The organism is Nonomuraea sp. NPDC049714 (genome assembly GCF_044465295.1).
In the GTDB taxonomy this organism is placed as follows: domain Bacteria; phylum Actinomycetota; class Actinomycetes; order Streptosporangiales; family Streptosporangiaceae; genus Nonomuraea.
In genome coordinates this window covers 606,977-620,818 of the sequence record NZ_JBITLM010000002.1, presented here as the reverse complement: position 1 = coordinate 620,818, position 13,842 = coordinate 606,977, and the positions used below count along the sequence as shown (strand labels likewise).

The window sequence follows — 13,842 nt, the reverse complement described above, 5'->3', positions numbered from 1 at the left end:
TTCTCAACCCAAAGGGTGTAACTCCGTTGCTTTTCGATCTTTCTCTGCTCGGCTGGACCGCGTCCCGCGCCGCCGAGCTGCCTGACGGCACCGTCCCGGCCCGCGTCTCCCGAGTCGACCGCGGGGCCGCCGAAGTCATCGCCGCCGACGGCAGACACCGGGTGAAGTACGGCGCCAGGGTGCGCCGGGCGTCGGCCGAGGACCCGGTCGCGCTGCCGTGCGTGGGCGACTGGGCCGCGCTCACCGAGCTGCCCGAGGGCCGCTACGAGCTCGACCAGGTGCTGCTCCGGCACACCGCGTTCGTCCGCGGCGGCGTGAGCCGCGACTCACGGGGCGGGCTGTCGGGTGACGGCCAGGGCCAGGTGCTCGCCGCCAACGTCGACGTCGTCTTCGTCGCCGAGCCGTCCATGCACTCCACCGACTACGCCGACCTCGGCCGCATCGAGCGGCTGGTGGCGCTGGCCTGGGAGTCCGGCGGCACCCCGGTCGTCCTGGTCACCAAGTCCGACCTGTTCGAGCAGGGCCTGGAGGAGCTGCTCGCCGACGTGCGCACCGCCGCGCCGGGAGTGGACGTGCACGCGGTGTCCTCGCTGCTGGGCGAGGGCGTCGAGCTGGCGCGCGGCTATCTGGCGGGCTCCCGCACGGCCGTCGTGCTGGGCCCGTCGGGCGCCGGCAAGTCGACCCTCGTCAACGCCCTGGCGGGCGACGGCGTGATGGAGACCCAGCAGGTGCGCGCGGGCGACGGCCGGGGCCGGCACACCACCGTGCACAGGGAGCTCATCCCGCTGCCCGGCGGCGGGCTCATCATCGACACGCCCGGCATCCGCCGGGTCGGGCTCTACGAGATGAGCCAGGGCGTCGACCTGGTGTTCGCCGACATCGAGGAGCTGGCCGCCGGTTGCCGGTTCGACGACTGCGGGCATGACAGCGAGCCCGGCTGCGCCGTACAGGAGGCGGTGGCGAGCGGTGAGCTGCCCGAGCGGCGGCTGCAGAGCTGGCGCAAGCTCCAGCGGGAGGCCGCCTGGATGGCCTCGCGCACGGACGCGCGGCTGCGCAAGGACATGCAGAACAAGTGGAAGGTCATCCACAAGGAGATGCGCCGCGCGGGCCGCAACCGGCCGTAGCCCGCCCGGTCGTGCGAAGCGCGGGCCAGCGGGTACGACCACCGTATGGAGCGCGTGTTCGTCGACCGTGAGGAAGCCGGAGCGCTGCTCGCCGAGCGGCTGCTCGCCATCCGCGACCCGGTGGTGCTCGCGCTGCCGCGTGGCGGGGTGGAGGTGGCCGAGCCGGTGGTGCGCAGGCTGGGCGGCGTGCTCGACGTGCTCGTCACCCGGAAGATCGGCTATCCGCCGCAGCCCGAGCTGGGCGTCGGCGCGATAGCCGAGGGTGGCGAGCCGGTGTTCGACCGGCATCTGCTGGCCCGGCTCGGCCTCACCCCCGAGGCACTGGCCCGCGTGGTGGCGGCCGAGCGGCGGGAGCTGGCCCGCAGGGTCAGGGTCTACCGGGGGGACCGGCCGCTGCCCGCCCTGGAGGACCGCGAGGTGATCGTGGTCGACGACGGCCTGGCCACCGGCGCGACCGCGCGGGCGGCGCTGCGGACGGTCACCGCCGCCAAGCCCGCGCGGGTGACGCTGGCGGTGCCGGTCGGCGCCGCCGACACGGTGGAGGCGATGAGGCGGGAGGCGGACGAGGTGGTGGTGCTGTGCGCGCCGATCGACTTCAGGGCGGTCGGGCAGTGGTACGAGCACTTCGACCAGCTCACCGACGGCGACGTGCTGGACGTGCTGGCCAGAACCCGGCCTGAGCGCTAACCCCGTAGTACGGCCCAGACGAGCTTGCGCGGCCCCCGGGGGGTGAGCCAGCCCCAGCCCGCGCAGAGCGCGTCCACCAGCCGGAGCCCGCGGCCGTACTCCGCGAAGATGTCCGTCACCGCGGCGATCGGCGCCCGCTGGTTGTGGTCGGCGACCACGCAGGCGAACTCGGCATCGTGGCGGAGCAGCCGCAGCTGGATCGCCCCGCCTCCGTGCCGCATCGCGTTGGTGACCAGCTCCGAGGCCACCAGCTGGGTGTCGAACGTGACCCGCTCGGCCCCCCACGAGCCGAACGTCTGGTCGATGAACCGTCTGGCCATGGAGACGCAGCCGGGCTCGAACGCACTGAGATCATGGAAGGTGAAGACCGCGTCGCAGTCACTGGGGCGACCGTCGATCAGGACGGCCGAAAGCCATCCCGGCGGCCGGGTGCCGCTGGCGGCTTCCGGCCGGGCGTCGAAAGTCGTCATGTGGCCCCCGAAACGCGGTCTGGTGATCCAAGAGCCCATCTTTACGGGGAGCGCTTGGTGATGCAAGACTTTTCCGCGTTTACGGATGCAAATCGCATCTGCACGTGCAGATGATCTGGGAGAGATGACGTTGAGCCGAGAGCGCGCCGAAAGTGTGCGGAGCAGCTCCATCCTGAAGCACGCGCCGGGTAGCCCGACCGTGCTGCGGATCATGCTCGGCACGCAACTGCGCAGGCTCCGCACCAGGCGCGGCATCTCCCGCGAGGACGCCGGCTACTCCATCCGCGCCTCGCACGCCAAGATCAGCAGACTGGAGCTCGGCCAGGTCAGCTTCAAGGAGCGCGACGTGGCCGACCTGCTGTCGCTCTACGGCGTCACCGACCCCGGCGAGCAGGCGCCGCTGCTCGCCCTGGCCAGGCAGGCCAACGCCCCCGGCTGGTGGCACAAGTACGGTGACCTGCTGCCCGGCTGGTTCGAGGTCTACATCGGGCTCGAAGGCGCCGCCTCGATCATCCGCACCTACGAGAACCAGTTCGTCCCCGGCCTGCTCCAGACGCCCCGCTATGCCCGGGCGGTTATCGAGCTGGCCCACGAGAGGGCGCCGGAGCCGGAGCTCGATCGCCGGGTCCGGCTGCGCACCACCCGGCAGGGAAGGCTGTCGTGGGAGGACCCGCTCACGCTGTGGGCGGTCATCGACGAGGCGGTGGTGCGCCGGATGCTCGGCGGGCCCGGCGTCATGCGGGAGCAGATCGAGCACCTGGTGGCGATGACGGCCGAGCCCAACGTCACCGTGCAGATCATGCCGTTCGAGCGGGGCGGTCACGCGGCGGCGGGCGGGCCGTTCAGCATTCTGCGCTTTCCCGAGCGCGAGCTGCCCGACGTGGTGTACATGGAGCAGCTCACCAGCGCCCTCTATCTGGACAAGACTGCCGAGACCGAGCATTACATCCGCGTGATGGACCGGCTGAGCGTTCAGGCGGAGCAGCCCAAGCAGACCAGGCGGTTCCTGGAGCGCCTGCTCAACGGGTAAATCCCCCCCTGAACCATGTGATCCACGGCATACCGGAATTTTGGTCAACCCGTATATGCAGATCAGCGCGCCCCCGTATCCTCTGGCCGTAAGCACGGATGCACGTGCATCCGTAAGGCCAAGGAGTCGCACTCATGCCTGAGTTCCGGAACGGAACGCCCGCTCGTCGCCTGCCCGTCGTCTGGCGTAAGAGCGCGCGGAGCAATCCCAGCGGCAACTGTGTTGAGGTGGCGCCCCTGCCGACGGGCGAGGTGGCGATGCGCAATTCCCGCTTCCCCGACGGTCCCGCACTGGTCTACACGCAGGACGAGATCACCGCGTTCGTCCTGGGAGCCAAGGACGGGGAGTTCGACGACCTGCTCGTCTAGGGGGATGAGTTAGAGCCAGGCCCGCTCGGCGGGCATGCGAAAGCCGCCGTCCGAAATCGGACGGCGGCTTTTTGGTGCGGGGGCTGAGGTTCGCCTGATCAAGCAGTTGTCCCGACCGGGTTCGCCGGAGTCTGGGCTTGGCTGGCCAGACTCCGGATCATCGGGACAACTGCGGGATCACGCGATGCTCTGCGACTGCTGTGGCCGGGGGTCAGGCGGCGGAGATGCCGGCGCTGGCCGCGCGGCGCATGCGACGGCGACGCTCCGAGGCGCGCTCGTCCTCGTTGAGGCCACCCCACGTGCCGTACTTCTCCGGACGGGACAGAGCGTAGTCGAGGCACTCGTTGCGGACGGGACACCCGCCGCAGATCGCCTTGGCCTTGCGCTCGCGCACATCGCGCTCGGGCTGCCGCTCTCCGTCAGGGCCGAAGAAGAGCACGAGGTCCTCACCCCGGCACGCGGCATCATCCTGCCAACCCCAGCTGGGGCGCGGGCGGGCGAGCTGCCGACGTACCTGAGACATGAGAAAACCACCTTCGTGAGAGGTATTTCGGTAATTGAAGCCGCATTGGACGCTTGGCTTATCTGTTCCAACGCAATCCAGGACCGTGATGTTCCCTTGGTCAGCTGAGGGCAGGCGTGGCATACCGCACAGGGGTCAGCCTGTCCAGCGAAACCAGCCGGTAGGTGGCGATCTTCTCGGCGAAAGCCGTGCCACACGGCGCTTGGAACGCCGATGGCTCGATCACAACCTGGAACCGGACGTCTCCGCAGCGCACGATGGCTTCGGTGACGTCGCCGTCCGACCTTGAGGATTCCACGGCCACTGCGCCGACAGAGCACTCTCCCGTATGGGTTCGGGCGAAATGCTCGACGGCTTGCAATGGCTCAGGGATGCCTGCGCGTCCCCGGTAACGGTCAAGAATGATCTCGCCCGACCGGTACGCGTCAGCCGCTGCGATCGCAGCGGCCTGAGACATGCTGCCGTAGAAAATTCCGTGTGGCAAGCACACGAGGTTGGCGGCGTACCGATCGCCGCCAACGTGTGACGTTTCCCATACTCTGTCCGGCAAGAAATCTGCCAGCGAACGAGCGAGGGGCAATCCAATGCGGGCGCAGCACACATTGCGCTTGGCGTGCGTGCAGACCAGAAATACCGGCTCGTCTTCAAGTATGCAGGACTCGGGGACCACTCCGGCCACCAGCGCGTCCAGGTCAAGATCGTCAGGACCTGCGACGACACCGCCGGCCAGCCACGGTTCGTCGCCTACGGCGTAGCCCAGTAGCACACGGATCCCCTGCTGTCTCGGGCGGGTGCGCTTTCCGGGGCGGCGGATCAGCTGCGGGCGGATACCGCGTTCGAGCGCCCGTGTGACCAGTTTGGCGACGTTCTCAGGAAGCTCGGAGTTTTCCAGATGTGACGGCCACGGGCCTTCGTGTTCGATGAGCAGCCAGAGCCGGGCGCCCACCGTGGCGCTCGCCAGGGTGGGTATGCCACCGGTGTGGCAACCCTCCGCGTGCTCACAGCCCTTCGCCACACCGGCCCCCTTCCGCTGATTAGGTAAGACTAACCTAACGGAAGGGTGCTATTTCAGCGGAATGCCCCGAGTGCTACCCCTGCGGCCCGCTCCCGATCCTCGGCGACCAGACCGATCCTGGTCCTGCGATCGAGCAGGTCGTCCACGTCCAGCGCGCCCTCGTGCCGGACCGACCAGACCAGGTCGCCCAGGGTCAGGCCGAGCCCGACCGGCTCCGGGTGCGCCGCCACCAGCCGCTCCGCGGCCGCCGCCTCGGCGCCGTAGCGGCGGACCAGCCCCGGTCGCGCCCCGGCGGGCACCGGCCCGGCTCCCACGAGCGGTAGCGCGGCGGTCCGGCTCGGTCCCGCGCGCAGGCCGCGCACCGCGACCGCCCGGTCCACGGCGTCCTCGGCCATCCGCCGGTAGGTGGTCAGCTTGCCGCCCACGACCGTGACGATCCCGTCACGCGCCAGCACCGCGTGCCTGCGCGACAGGTCCGCGGAGCGCCCGTCGGCCGCCAGGAGCGGCCTGAGGCCCGCGTGGGCCCCCGCCACGGCCGTGCGCGGCAGGCCGGCCTCCAGCACCGTGTTCAGCACGTCCAGGAGCGTCCTGATGTCCTCCTCCGGCGCCTCCGGCACATCGGGGACCGGCCCGTCCACGGCGACGTCCGTGAGCCCCACGTGGACGCGCCCGTCCGGCTGGGGCAGCACGAGCGCGAACCGGTTGCTCTCCCCGGGAACGGGCACGTGAAGCCCGGCCCGCAGCCCCGGCAGCGCGCCGGCCCTCAGCACCAGGTGCGTGCCGCGCGAGGGGCGCAGCCGCACCGCGGGGTCCAGCGTCCCGGCCCAGACCCCCGTCGCGTTGACCACCGCCCGGGCGCGGACGGCGAACTCCTCGCCCGTCACCTCGTCACGCACCCGCGCGCCCGCCCCCGAGAGTTCCAGGGCCCGGCAGCGGGTCAGGATCCGGGCACCGTGCCCGGCCGCCGTCCTGGCCAGGGCCACGACCAGCCGGGCGTCGTCCAGCAGCCGCCCGTCCCAGGACAGCAGTCCGCCGCGCAGGCCGTACCGGATCAGTGCGGGCGCCAGCTCGCGCGCCCGGGCCGCGGTGAGGGTGGAGGGGCCGGGGAGCAGGCGGCGCGGGGTGCGCGCGGCGGCCCGCAGGCCGTCGCCGAGCCGGTAGCCGGTCATCACCAGGGCCGCCTGGCGGCCGGAGACGGCGGGCGTGAGCGGCAGCACGTACGGGAAGGCGCTGACCAGGTGCGGGGCCGTGCGGGTGAGCAGGAGACCGCGCTCCATCGCGCTCTCGTAGGCCACGCCCACCTGGCCTCTGGCGAGGTAGCGCAGGCCGCCGTGGATCAGCTTGGAGCTCCACCTCGACGTGCCGAACGCCAGGTCGTGCGCGTCGATCGCGACCACGCTCAGCCCGCGCGCGGCGGCGTCCAGCGCCGCGCCCGCGCCCGTCGCGCCCAGCCCCACCACGAGCACGTCGGCGGTCTCCTCCGCCGCCCGCGCCAGCTCCCTGGTCCTCCTGGCGGCGTTCAGCGAGCTATCCAAGGTAGGCCTCCAGGATCGCGGCGAGCTCGGCGTCGAGGTCGTCCAGCGTCGGCGGGCCGAGCATGGTCGGGGCCGACACCAGGAACGACTGGGCGATCAGCAGCACCGCCCTGGCCTTGCGGGTGTCTCCCAGTACGGGCTCCAGCATGTCCAGCACCGCCTCCTGGCTGGTGCCCCGCCGGTCGAGCAGGTAGGGCAGCAGCATCTCCGGGTCGGCCTCGACGATCTTGCGCCAGAGCGGGTGCTCGCGCATCCGGCGCACCCCCGTCACCACGGCCGGCACCGGCTCCGACAGGTCGAGCCCGTTGATGATCTTCACCCACTCGCGGGTCATCAGGTCGGCGACCAGCGCGCGCACGTCCGGCCAGTGCCGGTAGATCGTCATCCGCGACACCCCCGCCCGGCGGGCCACGTCGGTGAGCGTGGTGCGGCGCACCCCGTAGGCGAGCACGCAGTCCCGGGCGGCGTCGAGCACACCCTCATTGTGACGAATCGACGGCATGTGTCACAGTGTATGCGTGCCTTCCGAACCCATGCTCTGGTCGGGCTGGGGCGATCCCGCCCAGGCCCGCGAGCTCCCCGAACAGGTCCACGCGCTGCTGCGGGACCTGCTGGGCGTGCGCGCGCCGACCGCTCCCGCCGCCACCCTGGAGTCGGTACGCCTTCCGCCGGTCGCGCTGGAGCCTCGGCAGATCCGGGCGCTCACAGACCTGGTCGGCGCCGAACATGTCCTGACATCTGATGAAGCGCGGGTCCGGCACACCCGCGGCAAGTCCACCCCCGACCTGATGCGGATCCGCGCGGGCGACGGCGCGGACGCGCCGGACGCCGTCGTGCTGCCCGGCGCCCACGACGAGGTGACGCGGCTGCTGCGGCTGTGCGCGGCCGAACGCGTCGCCGTCGTCCCCTTCGGCGGCGGCACCTCGGTCGTCGGCGGCCTGGCGGCCTCCCGCGCCGGCTTCACCCGCGTCGTCTGCCTGGACCTGAGCCGGATGGACCGGCTCGTCGACGTGGACACCGAGTCGATGATCGCCACTTTCGAGCCCGGCGTGCGCGCGCCCGAGGCCGAACGCCTGCTCGCCGCGCACGGCCTCACCCTCGGCCACTTCCCGCAGTCCTACGAGTACGCCACCCTCGGCGGCTTCGCGGCGGCCCGCTCCAGCGGCCAGGCGTCGGCCGGCTACGGCCGCTTCGACGACATGGTCGTCGGCCTCACCGTGGCGACCCCGGCCGGCTCCCTGGACCTGGGCCGGGCGCCCAAGTCCGCCGCCGGCCCCGACCTGCGCCAGCTCGTCCTCGGCTCGGAGGGCGCGTTCGGCGTCATCACCGGGCTCCGCCTGCGCGTCCGCCGCCTGCCCGCCGAGCGCCTCTACGAAGGCTGGCGGCTGCCCGGCTTCCAGGCGGGCGCCGCCGCGCTGCGCGCCCTCGCCCAGGACGGCCCGCCGCCCACCGTCCTGCGCCTGTCCGACGAGACCGAGACCATGATCGGCCTGGCCCGCCCGGACGCCATCGGCGGCGGCGACCCGGGCTGCCTGGTGATCACCGGCTACGAGGGCTCGCGGGTGGCCGAGCGCCGGGCGGCCGCCTCGGCCGTCCTGTCCGGCCACGGCGGCGAACCGCTCGGCGCCGAGCCCGGCGAGGCCTGGGCGCGCGGCCGCTTCTCGGCCCCCTACCTGCGCGACTCACTGCTCGCCGCCGGGGCCACCGTCGAGACGCTGGAGACCGCGTGCTTCTGGGCGGGCCTGCCCCGCCTGTACGACGCGGTCCGGCTGGCGATGCTCGGCTCGCTCGGCTCGCCGCTGGTCATGTGTCACATCTCGCACGTGTACGAGACCGGCGCGTCGCTGTACTTCACCGTGGTGACCGCGCAGGACGCCGACCCGCTGGCCCAGTGGGAGCGCGCGAAGGCGGCGGCGAACGAGGCGATCGTCGGGGCCGGCGGCACCATCTCGCACCACCACGGCGTCGGCCGAGACCACCGCGACGCCTACGCCACCGAGATCGGCCCCCTGGGCACGGCGATCCTGCGCGCGGTCAAGAACGAGGTCGATCCCACCGGCATCCTGAACCCGGGCGTCCTGATCCCCTGAGGCGGGATCCGTACCGAATCCCGAACCCGGGCATCCCCTGAGGCGGGACCCGTCCAGAATCCCGAACCCGGGCATCGGCTGAGGCGGGCCCGTGCGGGGTCCTGGCCGGGGGCGTCACGGCGGGTCACTCCGGGGGTGGGTGGTCGTCCGCCTCGGACATCAGGGCGACGGCGTCGGCGTAGCGGTGGAGTGACCGGTAGACCTCGGCCAGGCAGTACAGGCACAGCGTCAGCTGGGCGCCGCCCGACTGCCTGGCGAGGCCGGCCGCCTCCTCGGCCAGCGGGAGGGCGTCGCCCGGCCGGCCGCGCCGCAGGTGCAGGCGGGCCGCGGTGCGCAACGCGCGGGCCAGCAGCGGCGTGTGCTCGGGAGCCTCGGCGACCAGGGCGCGGCTCATGGCGATCGCCCGGTCGGCGCTCCTGATCGCGCCCCGTCCCCAACGACGCTGGGTCTGCGCGTAAGCGAGCAGGCCCTCGACGGCCGTCACCGCCGTGGAGCTTCGCCGGAGTGCGTCATCGGAACCGTTGCGGGGCATCGAAGCCTCCCTAGCGGACGCCAACCGCTTGCTTGGGGCGTAGACGCTACACCATCCGTGCTTATGGCGGCACTCTCCGTTTCAGGGTGCGCTTCCGGTGCGACATGGCAAAGATGTGGTCATGGTGGAAATCACGGCAGAGCGGGGGAAGCGGGCGTCGTCCCGCGTGTCGGAGGAGGGCGCCGGGTGGGCCTGTCAGGAGATCGGCACGTTCACCCGGCTTCGCCCGGACAAGAATGGTTTCAGCTGGCTGAACTTACGCACCCTGTGGCGCTCCAGGAATGAGATCCTCGCCGGGCTGTTCGGCGACCCGTCGGGGGAGGTGCGCGTGCGGTGGGTCGCCGCGCAACGGGAGCGCGGGGCCGACGCCGGGTTCCGGATCAGGCCGGGCCTCGGGGAGAGCTTCGACTTCCTGCTGCTGGGCGACACCGGCGAGGGCGACGCCTCCCAGTACGCCGTCGTGCCGGGGATGCTCAAGGCGGGTGAGGGCACCGCCTTCGCGGTGATCGCCAGCGACGTGCTCTATCCGGCGGGGTCGGGCAACGAGTACGGCGACAAGTTCTTCCGGCCGTACCAGGACTACGACGCGCCGATCTACGCCATTCCCGGCAACCACGACTGGTACGACGGGCTGGGCGGGTTCATGCGGGTGTTCTGTGACGCGCCCCCGCTCAAGCCCAGACCGGACCGGGGGCCGCGCGGGCTGCTGTGGCGGCGGCCGGAGACCATCGACGAGCGGGTGCTCGCCGAGGCCCGCGAGCTCAGGAGCAGGCCGTCGCAGCAACCGGCCGAGCAGGCCGCGCAGCCGGGACCGTACTGGGTGATCGAGAGCCCGAGCCTGCTCGTCGTGGGCGTCGACACCGGCATCGGGGGGATGATCGACCGCGAGCAGACCGCGTGGCTGCGCCAGGTGTCGCTCGACCCCCGCCCGAAGATCCTGGTCACCGGCAAGCCGATCTACACCCGCAACGAGTACAAACCGTCCAAGCTCCAGGACGGCGGCACCGTCGACGACATCGTCCGCGACCCCCGGCACCGCTACGTCGCGGCCATCGGCGGCGACGTGCACAACTACCAGCGCTACCCCGTCAAGGTCGGCGACCGGGTGATCCAGTACATCGTCTCGGGCGGCGCGGGCGCCTTCATGCACGCCACCCACACCATCCGCCGGGTGGACGTGGGCGGGGTGCACGAGGACGACTACCGGAGCTATCCGCTGCGCGGGGACTCGCTGTCGTTCTACAGCCAGCTCTACGCCAAGCGGCTGCGCATGAAGTGGATCGGCCTCACGCCCGACGAGGCGGCCTGCATCATGGCCGAGCAGATCAAGAACACCCCGGTCAGGCCCATCGGGCAGCCGGTGAAGGTGACGGCGCGGATGCGGTGGGCGGCGCGGCTGCTCGGCTCCTGGCCGTGGCCGTTCCGGCTGCCGGTGGGCACGGTGTTCCACCGCTACCTGTCCGAGCTGTCGGACTGGGACACCCCGCCGTTCTTCAAGCAGTTCCTGCACCTGTCGGTCACCCCGGACCGGCTGACCGTGCGGTGCCTGGCCGCCACCGGCTGCCTGCGGCAGGAGCTGGAGCCGCCGGTCGAGGACGAGGTGGTGATCGATCTGTCGGAGTTGTCGTAGTCGCCTGGCACTCTTGGAGACGTGCACACGGTCCTGGCAGGACAGACGATCCTCCCCGCCGGGGGGACGGCCGAGCAGGCCGGCGACCTGGTGGCGGCCGTGCGCGACCACGAGGCCGCGCGGCCGCGCTGGGTGTGGGCCGACACCCGTGAGAGCTACCCCGCCCTGCTGCGCGCCGGCCTGCGGGTGGCGCGCTGCCACGACCTCGCGCTCACCGAGGGGCTGCTGCTCGCCCACGAGGGCCGCTACGGCGAGCCCCGCTCGGCCCGGGCCGCCCACGCCCGGCTGCACGGGCTGCCCGTGCCGGCCGAGCGGCCCGACGAGCCCGGCACGCTGTTCGCGCCCGAGCCGCTGGGCGCCGAGGCGGTGGCCGAGGTGCTGGCCGACCAGCTGCGCCGGATCGAGGCGCTGCCCGATCCGGGCCGGTTCCGGCTGCTGGTGGCGGCCGAGTCGGCGGGCGCGCTGATCGCCGCCGAGATGGGCCACGACGGTCTGCCGTGGCGCGCGGACCTGCACGACGCCCTGCTCACCGAAATGCTCGGGCCGCGCCCGGTGCACGGCATGCGGCCGGCCAAGCTGCAGGCGCTGGCCGACGAGGTGTCGGCCGCGTTCGGCCATCCGGTCAACCCCGACTCGGTGCAGCAGCTCGTCAAGGCGTTCAAGGCCGCCGGGGTGGCGCTGAAGTCCACCCGGTCCTGGGAGCTCAAGCAGATCGACCACCCGGCGGTCGGGCCGCTGCTCGCCTACAAGGAGCTGGCCCGGCTGCACAGCTTCCACGGCTGGACCTGGGCGGACCAGTGGGTGCGCGACGGCCGCTTCCGCGCCGAATACGTGGTGGGCGGCGTGGTGTCCGGGCGCTGGGCCACCGACGGCGGCGGGGCGCTGCAGATCCCCAAGGTGATGCGGCGGGTGGTGGTGGCCGACGACGGGTGGACCCTGATCGTCGCCGACGCCGCCCAGCTGGAGCCGCGGGTGCTGGCCGCGATGGCCGGTGACGCGGGGCTGGCCGCCGCGGCCGGCGAGATCGACCTCTACTCGGCGCTGGCCAAGTCGTTCGGCGGCGAGCGCGACAACGCCAAGATCGCGATGCTGTCCGCCATGTACGGCGGCACCAGCGGCGACGCCGCCAAGCTGCTGGCCATCCTGCGCCAGCGCTTCCCGCAGGCCTACCGGTTCGTCGAGGACGCGGCCAAGAGGGGCGAGGAGGGGCGGCTGGTCCGCTCCTGGCTGGGCCGCACCAGCCCGCCGCCGTCCGGGCGGTGGAAGGAGCTGGTCTCCGGCCCGGAGGGCGCCAGGGCGCTGCGCGACCGGGGCCGGTTCACCCGCAACTTCGTGGTGCAGGCCACGGCCGCCGAGTGGGCGCTGTCGCTGATGGCGGTGCTGCGCGGGACCCTGCCCGACCCCGCCCGGCTGGTGTTCTTCCAGCATGACGAGGTCATCGTGCACTGCCCGCTGGACCAGGCCGAAGAGGTGATGGCGAGCGTCTCGGCGGCGGCCGCCGAGGCCAGCAGACTGCTGTTCGGCCGGACGCCGGTCCGGTTCCCGATGGAGGCGGTCGCGGTCAGCTGCTACGCCGACGCCAAGTGACGGCCAGCCAGAGCCCTGCCGCCGTCACCATCACGCCGACCACCAGGCCGAGCACGCCGTAGGACAGGCCGCCCACGATCGCCCCGGCGATGATCGTGCCGGTGGCGCCGCAGACGTTCATCAGCAGGTCCGACAGGCCCTGTACAGCCGTCCGCCCCTCGATCGGCACCGACTCGCTGACCAGCGCCGAGCCGGCCACCAGGCCGCACGACCAGCCCAGGCCGAGCAGGAACAGCGCCACGCTCACCTGCCAGACGCGGTGCCCGGCGGTGCCCGCCAGGGCGGCGGAGGCCAGCAGCAGGGCCATGCCGAGCAGTAGCACCGGCACCCTGCCCACCTTGTCCGCCAGCCAGCCGACCACCGGCGACAACACGTACATGCCGGCGATGTGCAGGCTGATCACGATCCCGATGACGTCCAGCGACGAGCCGTCGTGGTGGAGCTGCACCGGGGTCATCGACATGATCGACACCATCGCGGTGTGGCTGACCGCGATCATCACCAGCGCCGTGCGGGCCATCGGGGCGGCGCGCAGGCTCAGCCAGCCGGTCCTGATCGTCCGGGTCCCGCCCTTGGCGGCGGGTGGCGTGCCGTCCAGCTCGCGGGCCAGCTTGAGCGGGTCGGGGCGCAGCCCGGCCAGGACGATCACCAGTGCCCCCGCGAAGGCGAGCGCGGCGAACGCGAACGGCCCCGCCTTGCCCGCCAGCCCGGCGTCCAGGCCGATCCGGTCGGTGGGCTCGGCCAGCATGGGACCGGCGACGGAGCCGATCGTGGCGGCCCAGACGACCAGCGACAGGTGCCTGGCGGCGTGGCCGGGCGGGGACAGGTCGGTGGCGGAGTAGCGGGCGGCGAGGTTGCCGGCGCTGCCGCCGCCCACCAGCACCAGCCCGGCCAGCAGCAGCGGCCAGTTCTCCATGCCGATGGCCGTCACCGAGATCACGCAGCCCAGCAGCGCCGCCAGGTAGGCCAGGGCCAGGCCCACCCGGCGCCCGCCCCGGCCGGCGGCCTTGGCGATCGGCAGCGCCAGCAGCGCGGCGCCGAGCACGGTGGCGGTCCCGGCGAACCCGCTGATCACCGTCGAGCCCGACAGCTCGTCCACGACCACCGAGCTGAGGGCGAGCCCGACGGCGACTCCCACCCCGCCCACGATCTGCGCGCCGGACAGAACTCCCAGCGTACGGAACTGCACACGGCGGATGCGGTCAGGTGGGGAGATGGCGGGCTTCGTGGGGGCGCTGGTCACCAGCGAAG

14 protein-coding genes are annotated in these 13,842 nt (G+C 72.4%); 7 read left to right on the top strand and 7 right to left on the bottom strand.

The features are described from left to right. Nucleotides 1-26: 26 nt before the first annotated feature. Together rsgA and ACIBQX_RS09790 are read left to right on the top strand one after the other, a co-directional pair. Entirely contained in the window at nt 27-1,124 is a 1,098-nt protein-coding gene (gene rsgA, locus ACIBQX_RS09795; protein WP_397002558.1) for a ribosome small subunit-dependent GTPase A, read from the top strand. Between the two features lie 45 nt (nt 1,125-1,169). Beyond that, nucleotides 1,170-1,811, top strand: a complete 642-nt coding sequence (locus ACIBQX_RS09790) for a phosphoribosyltransferase (RefSeq protein ID WP_397002556.1) — start codon at nt 1,170-1,172, stop codon at nt 1,809-1,811. Here ACIBQX_RS09790 and ACIBQX_RS09785 read toward each other — a convergent pair. After that, nucleotides 1,808-2,281, bottom strand: coding sequence for an ATP-binding protein (locus ACIBQX_RS09785; RefSeq protein WP_397002554.1), 474 nt, complete (start codon nt 2,279-2,281; stop codon nt 1,808-1,810). The genes ACIBQX_RS09790 and ACIBQX_RS09785 overlap by 4 nt on opposite strands. A 130-nt stretch (nt 2,282-2,411) precedes the next feature. On the opposite strand from ACIBQX_RS09785, the gene ACIBQX_RS09780 reads away from it, so the two are divergent. Further along, nucleotides 2,412-3,311, top strand: a complete 900-nt coding sequence (locus tag ACIBQX_RS09780; protein ID WP_397003843.1) for a DUF5753 domain-containing protein — start codon at nt 2,412-2,414, stop codon at nt 3,309-3,311. A 134-nt stretch (nt 3,312-3,445) separates the two neighbouring features. Then, nucleotides 3,446-3,679 carry a DUF397 domain-containing protein gene (locus ACIBQX_RS09775; RefSeq protein ID WP_397002552.1) on the top strand — a complete coding sequence of 78 codons (234 nt, stop codon included), beginning with the start codon at nt 3,446-3,448 and terminating at the stop codon, nt 3,677-3,679. Between the two features lie 211 nt (nt 3,680-3,890). Here the strand turns inward: ACIBQX_RS09775 and ACIBQX_RS09770 are convergent, their stop codons facing one another. The 4 genes from ACIBQX_RS09770 to ACIBQX_RS09755 all read right to left on the bottom strand — a co-directional run bounded on the left by ACIBQX_RS09770 (nt 3,891) and on the right by ACIBQX_RS09755 (nt 7,254). After that, nucleotides 3,891-4,202 carry a WhiB family transcriptional regulator gene (locus ACIBQX_RS09770; protein WP_157245964.1) on the bottom strand — a complete coding sequence of 104 codons (312 nt, stop codon included), beginning with the start codon at nt 4,200-4,202 and terminating at the stop codon, nt 3,891-3,893. A 100-nt stretch (nt 4,203-4,302) separates the two neighbouring features. Next, nucleotides 4,303-5,217 (bottom strand): sucrase ferredoxin, encoded by a 915-nt coding sequence (locus ACIBQX_RS09765; protein WP_397002550.1) that lies wholly within the window; start codon nt 5,215-5,217, stop codon nt 4,303-4,305. Between the two features lie 53 nt (nt 5,218-5,270). Next, nucleotides 5,271-6,752: a glycerol-3-phosphate dehydrogenase/oxidase gene (locus ACIBQX_RS09760; RefSeq protein WP_397002548.1), complete on the bottom strand. Its 1,482-nt coding sequence runs from the start codon at nt 6,750-6,752 to the stop codon at nt 5,271-5,273. Beyond that, nucleotides 6,745-7,254, bottom strand: a complete 510-nt coding sequence (locus tag ACIBQX_RS09755) for a TetR/AcrR family transcriptional regulator (protein ID WP_397002546.1) — start codon at nt 7,252-7,254, stop codon at nt 6,745-6,747. The genes ACIBQX_RS09760 and ACIBQX_RS09755 overlap by 8 nt, the downstream gene beginning before the upstream one ends. A gap of 31 nt (nt 7,255-7,285) precedes the next feature. Between ACIBQX_RS09755 and ACIBQX_RS09750 the strand changes: the two genes are divergently transcribed. Then, nucleotides 7,286-8,842, top strand: a complete 1,557-nt coding sequence (locus ACIBQX_RS09750; protein ID WP_397003841.1) for an FAD-binding oxidoreductase — start codon at nt 7,286-7,288, stop codon at nt 8,840-8,842. Between the two features lie 124 nt (nt 8,843-8,966). Here ACIBQX_RS09750 and ACIBQX_RS09745 read toward each other — a convergent pair whose 3' ends face one another. Then, the gene (locus tag ACIBQX_RS09745) at nt 8,967-9,374 is read right to left on the bottom strand and encodes a hypothetical protein (protein ID WP_397002544.1); all 408 of its coding nucleotides are present in this window, start codon (nt 9,372-9,374) and stop codon (nt 8,967-8,969) included. A gap of 121 nt (nt 9,375-9,495) precedes the next feature. Between ACIBQX_RS09745 and ACIBQX_RS09740 the strand changes: the two genes are divergently transcribed. Together ACIBQX_RS09740 and ACIBQX_RS09735 are read left to right on the top strand one after the other, a co-directional pair. Then, nucleotides 9,496-11,004 carry a metallophosphoesterase family protein gene (locus ACIBQX_RS09740; RefSeq protein ID WP_397002542.1) on the top strand — a complete coding sequence of 503 codons (1,509 nt, stop codon included), beginning with the start codon at nt 9,496-9,498 and terminating at the stop codon, nt 11,002-11,004. Nucleotides 11,005-11,025: 21 nt separating this feature from the next. Continuing rightward, nucleotides 11,026-12,591: a bifunctional 3'-5' exonuclease/DNA polymerase gene (locus ACIBQX_RS09735; RefSeq protein WP_397002540.1), complete on the top strand. Its 1,566-nt coding sequence runs from the start codon at nt 11,026-11,028 to the stop codon at nt 12,589-12,591. Here the strand turns inward: ACIBQX_RS09735 and ACIBQX_RS09730 are convergent. Further along, nucleotides 12,566-13,834 carry an MFS transporter gene (locus ACIBQX_RS09730; RefSeq protein ID WP_397002538.1) on the bottom strand — a complete coding sequence of 423 codons (1,269 nt, stop codon included), beginning with the start codon at nt 13,832-13,834 and terminating at the stop codon, nt 12,566-12,568. The genes ACIBQX_RS09735 and ACIBQX_RS09730 overlap by 26 nt on opposite strands. Nucleotides 13,835-13,842: the final 8 nt, after the last annotated feature.

Excerpts from the sequence above, each read along its gene's own strand:
- ACIBQX_RS09790 (WP_397002556.1), top strand. The coding sequence starts at position 1,170 with ATGGAGCGCGTGTTCGTCGACCGTGAGGAAGCCGGAGCGCTGCTCGCC.
- ACIBQX_RS09785 (WP_397002554.1), bottom strand. The coding sequence starts at position 2,281 with ATGACGACTTTCGACGCCCGGCCGGAAGCCGCCAGCGGCACCCGGCCG.
- ACIBQX_RS09775 (WP_397002552.1), top strand. The coding sequence starts at position 3,446 with ATGCCTGAGTTCCGGAACGGAACGCCCGCTCGTCGCCTGCCCGTCGTC.
- ACIBQX_RS09770 (WP_157245964.1), bottom strand. The coding sequence starts at position 4,202 with ATGTCTCAGGTACGTCGGCAGCTCGCCCGCCCGCGCCCCAGCTGGGGT.
- ACIBQX_RS09755 (WP_397002546.1), bottom strand. The coding sequence starts at position 7,254 with ATGCCGTCGATTCGTCACAATGAGGGTGTGCTCGACGCCGCCCGGGAC.
- ACIBQX_RS09750 (WP_397003841.1), top strand. The coding sequence starts at position 7,286 with ATGCTCTGGTCGGGCTGGGGCGATCCCGCCCAGGCCCGCGAGCTCCCC.
- ACIBQX_RS09745 (WP_397002544.1), bottom strand. The coding sequence starts at position 9,374 with ATGCCCCGCAACGGTTCCGATGACGCACTCCGGCGAAGCTCCACGGCG.
- ACIBQX_RS09740 (WP_397002542.1), top strand. The coding sequence starts at position 9,496 with ATGGTGGAAATCACGGCAGAGCGGGGGAAGCGGGCGTCGTCCCGCGTG.